This window comes from Saccharopolyspora sp., assembly GCF_017434145.1.
GTDB classification, from domain to species: Bacteria; Actinomycetota; Actinomycetes; order Mycobacteriales; family Pseudonocardiaceae; genus Saccharopolyspora_C; species Saccharopolyspora_C galaxeae.
This window is the reverse complement of sequence record NZ_JAFRFW010000225.1, coordinates 1-3,285: the sequence shown is the minus strand read 5'-3', so window position 1 is coordinate 3,285 and position 3,285 is coordinate 1. Positions and strand designations below refer to the sequence as shown.

Sequence of the window (3,285 nt, the reverse complement as noted above, 5' to 3'; positions counted from 1 at the left end):
CGCGGTGCTCTCCGCCCGGTCGGCCGCGGCGCGGGCCGCTCGCAGCGGTGTGCCGGTGGTCGTCGACGACCTGATCGACGACCCGATCACCGCGCCTTACGTGCCGCCCGCGCTGCGGGCTTACGGGCCGTTCGCGGTGGCCCCGTTCGGCACCCGGGAGCGCAAGATCGGCGCGATCGCGGTGTACCGCAAGCGCGGTTCGCCGACGTTCAACCGGGTGGCGGTGGAGGTGCTGACCGGGTTCGCCGCGCAAGCCGGTCTCGCCCTGGTGCTGGCCGAAGGCTCCACCGCGCGCCAGCGCATCGCCGTCTACCAGGAGCGGGAACGCATCGCGCGGGACCTGCACGACGTGATCGTGCAGCGGCTCTACGGCGCGGGCGTGCAGCTGGAAGTGCTGGATCGCAAGCTCGCCGGGCGGCTGGCGGCCGAGGACTCCGAACGGCTCACCGAGACCATGGACCAGCTCGACCAGACCATCGCCGAAGTCCGCGCGACGGTGCGGGCGCTGCGCTCCTCCGACCCGGAGACCGCCGAGGAGGCCCCGGACCTGGCCGACTCGATCCGCTCCGAGGTGCACACCGCGGGGGAACTGCTCGGCAGGCCGCCGAAGCTGGACATCGACGGGGATCTCACCGGCGTGCCCGTCGCGATCGCCGATCACGCGCGGGCCGCGCTGCGCGAAGCGCTGTCCAACGTGGTGCGGCACTCGGGCGCCCGCACCGTGCTGGTGCGGGTGCGGCGCGCTCCGGAGTCGATGCGCCTGCAGGTCGTGGACGACGGGTGCGGGATTCCGCGGGACGTCAGCAAACGCGGGCTGCGGCACCTGGAGGAACGCGCCGCGGCCGCGGGCGGGCGGTGCACCGTGAATTCCTCGCCGGACAGCGGCACCACGGTCACCTGGGAAGTTCCGTTGACCTAGAGAGTTGTTTAGCACGTGGTTTGCGTAGGTGGTCGGGCTGAGTCCTCGGGCACCGCAAGCGGCTTCGCCGCTTTCTGAACAGAACTAGCTGGCCGTGCGCGTGCGGCTGCCCGGCCTGAAAGAGCATCGGAGCCTCGTGCGGCTCAGCCCGTGCCGCTCAGCCCTGCCTGCGGGCGACCCAGGCGGCGGCCTGGGTGCGGCGTTCCATGCCGAGCTTGGCCAGCACCGCCGTGACGTAGTTCTTCACCGTCTTCTCCGCCAGGAACAGCCGCTCGGCGATCTGCCGGTTCGTCAGCCCTTCGCCGATCAGGTCCAGCACCCGGCGTTCCTGCTCGGTCAGCGCCTCCAGCTCGTCGGCCGGGCGGTCGCCGCCGCGGCGCATCCGCTCCAGCACCCGCGCGGTCGTCACCGGGTCCAGCAGCGAGCGGCCCGCGGCGACTTCGCGCACCGCGTTGACCAGGTCCTGCCCGCGCACCTGCTTGAGCAGGTAGCCGGACGCGCCGGCGTTGATCGCGCCCACCAGCGCCTGCTCGTCGTCGAACGCGGTGAGCACCAGGCAGCGCGGCGGCACCGGCAGGTCCCGCAGCCGGCGGCACAGGTCCAGCCCGTCCCCGTCCGGCAGCCGCATGTCCACCACCGCCACGTCCGGCTCCGCGGCCCGCGTGCGCACCACCGCCTCGTCGACGCCGCCGGCTTCGGCGACGACGTCCACGTCGGCTTCGGTGCTGAGCAGGTCGCGCAGGCCGCGACGGACCACCTCGTGATCGTCCACGAGCAGCACGCGCACCGGCACGCCCTCACGCTACGACCGCGCGCCCGATCACCTTCGGTAAGGGTGCCCTGATCAGGACGTGAAAAAGCGGACCGCCGGGTGGGCGGTCCGCTCCTCGGGCGGTTCGGGTCAGCGCCGCTTGCGGGCGGTCTTCTTGGCGACCTTGACGCCTTGCTGGGTTTGCTCGGCCACGACGTGCGCGCCGTGCCTGGCGCGGTAGGTAACCGACGGTTTGCCCTCGGTGTCCACCGCCGCGATCAGCAGGCCGCCGAGCAGGCCGAGGTTCTTCAGGAACTGGGTCTGCTGCGCACTGCGCTCCTGCGGATCGTCGATCTCCCAGAAGGCGTGCCCGACCAGCGTGGTCGGCACGACGCTGCCCGCCAGCAGCAGCGCCGCCAGCCGGGGTGCCTTGCCCAGCGCCAGCAGCGTCCCGGCGCCGATCTTGACCGCGCCGTCCAGCCGCACCAGCGTCTCCGCGTCGGTCGGCACCTCGTCCGGCAGCGAGTCCTGGACGTTGCCCACCGTCTTGTCCACCAGCGGACGGGCGGCCTTCGCGTGACCTTCGGCGTCGCGGAGGGCGCCGATCCCGCCGTAGATGAACACGGCGGCGAGCAGGGGACGGGCCAAGCGGCGGATGAGCATGTGGACCTCCTCGGTGTTGCCGCGGATCCCGACGGTACTCACCCCGGCCTCGACACGCTCGCATCAAGGCGCAGAAGTTGATCCCTACTTCGGGAACAATCCGCAAAGTTGAGTCGTTGGCACTCATGTAAGCGGCGTCGGAAGATGGGAACCGGCGCCCAGTGCACTAGTGGAGTGATGCAGCGATGGCTCTTGCCGTTCGAGGATGGGATCCGTTCACCGGCCTGAACCGCCGGTTCGACCGCGACTTCGACGCGCTGGTGCGCCGTTCCTTCGGCGGTCGTGCTGCGCAGCCGTTCGTCCCCGCGGCCGACGTGGTGCGCGACGGCTCGGACGTGCTGATCCGGCTGGAGCTGCCGGGCGTGGACGTGGACCAGGACGTCGACGTGGAGGTCTCCGGCGGGGTGCTGACGATCAGCGGCCGGCGGGCCGAGACGTCCGAGCAGGACGACTCGGGCGTGCTGGTGCGGGAGATCCGCAGCGGCTCGTTCCAGCGCCGGTTCAACCTGCCGGATGGCGTGACCGGTGAGCGGGTCGAGGCCGACTACGACCGCGGTGTGCTGCAGGTCCGGGTGCGCGAGGCGGTGCCGCAGGCGCCGAGCCCGACCAAGGTGGCGATCCGCGACCGCTCGGCTGAAGAGTCCCGGGAAGCTGAGCAGGCCCGGGAAACCGGGGAGTGAGCGATCGGGCGGCCGCCCGCCGTGCCGCACGGCGGGCGGCGCCGGACGTTCAGCGGAACACCGTTCGCCCGGCGATGTGATCGCGGGGTCCACCGCGACGTCGTCGTGCAGCGCCCGGCTCAGACGTGGTCGGCGCGGGCGAAGATCTCGTCCCACGCCGCACCGACCTGGTGCGCGCACAGCTCGGGGGTCACCCCGCCGACACCGGTCCCGAGCCCGGGCAGCGCGATGCTGCGCACGACGTCGCGGACAACCATGGTTAGTATCATTTT

Annotated in this window: 5 protein-coding genes; 2 read left to right on the top strand and 3 right to left on the bottom strand. The window is 71.9% G+C overall.

Annotated features, from left to right (window positions below; genetic code table 11):
* On the top strand, window positions 1-919 hold a 919-nt coding region (locus tag IJH84_RS06435; RefSeq protein WP_295141462.1), incomplete at its 5' end, for a GAF domain-containing sensor histidine kinase.
* A 157-nt stretch (window positions 920-1,076) separates the two neighbouring features.
* On the opposite strand, the gene IJH84_RS06430 is transcribed toward IJH84_RS06435, so the two are convergent.
* Window positions 1,077-1,712 (bottom strand): response regulator transcription factor, encoded by a 636-nt coding sequence (locus tag IJH84_RS06430; RefSeq protein WP_200068124.1) that lies wholly within the window; start codon window positions 1,710-1,712, stop codon window positions 1,077-1,079.
* 108 nt (window positions 1,713-1,820) lie between these two features.
* On the bottom strand, window positions 1,821-2,333 hold the full coding sequence (locus tag IJH84_RS06425) for a DoxX family protein (RefSeq protein WP_295141464.1): 513 nt from the start codon (window positions 2,331-2,333) through the stop codon (window positions 1,821-1,823).
* A 185-nt stretch (window positions 2,334-2,518) separates the two neighbouring features.
* On the opposite strand from IJH84_RS06425, the gene IJH84_RS06420 reads away from it, so the two are divergent.
* Window positions 2,519-3,013, top strand: a complete 495-nt coding sequence (locus IJH84_RS06420; protein ID WP_295141458.1) for an Hsp20/alpha crystallin family protein — start codon at window positions 2,519-2,521, stop codon at window positions 3,011-3,013.
* Between the two features lie 119 nt (window positions 3,014-3,132).
* Here the strand turns inward: IJH84_RS06420 and IJH84_RS06415 are convergent, their stop codons facing one another.
* Entirely contained in the window at window positions 3,133-3,270 is a 138-nt protein-coding gene (locus IJH84_RS06415) for a hypothetical protein (RefSeq protein WP_295141465.1), read from the bottom strand.
* Between the last annotated feature and the right edge of the window lie 15 nt (window positions 3,271-3,285).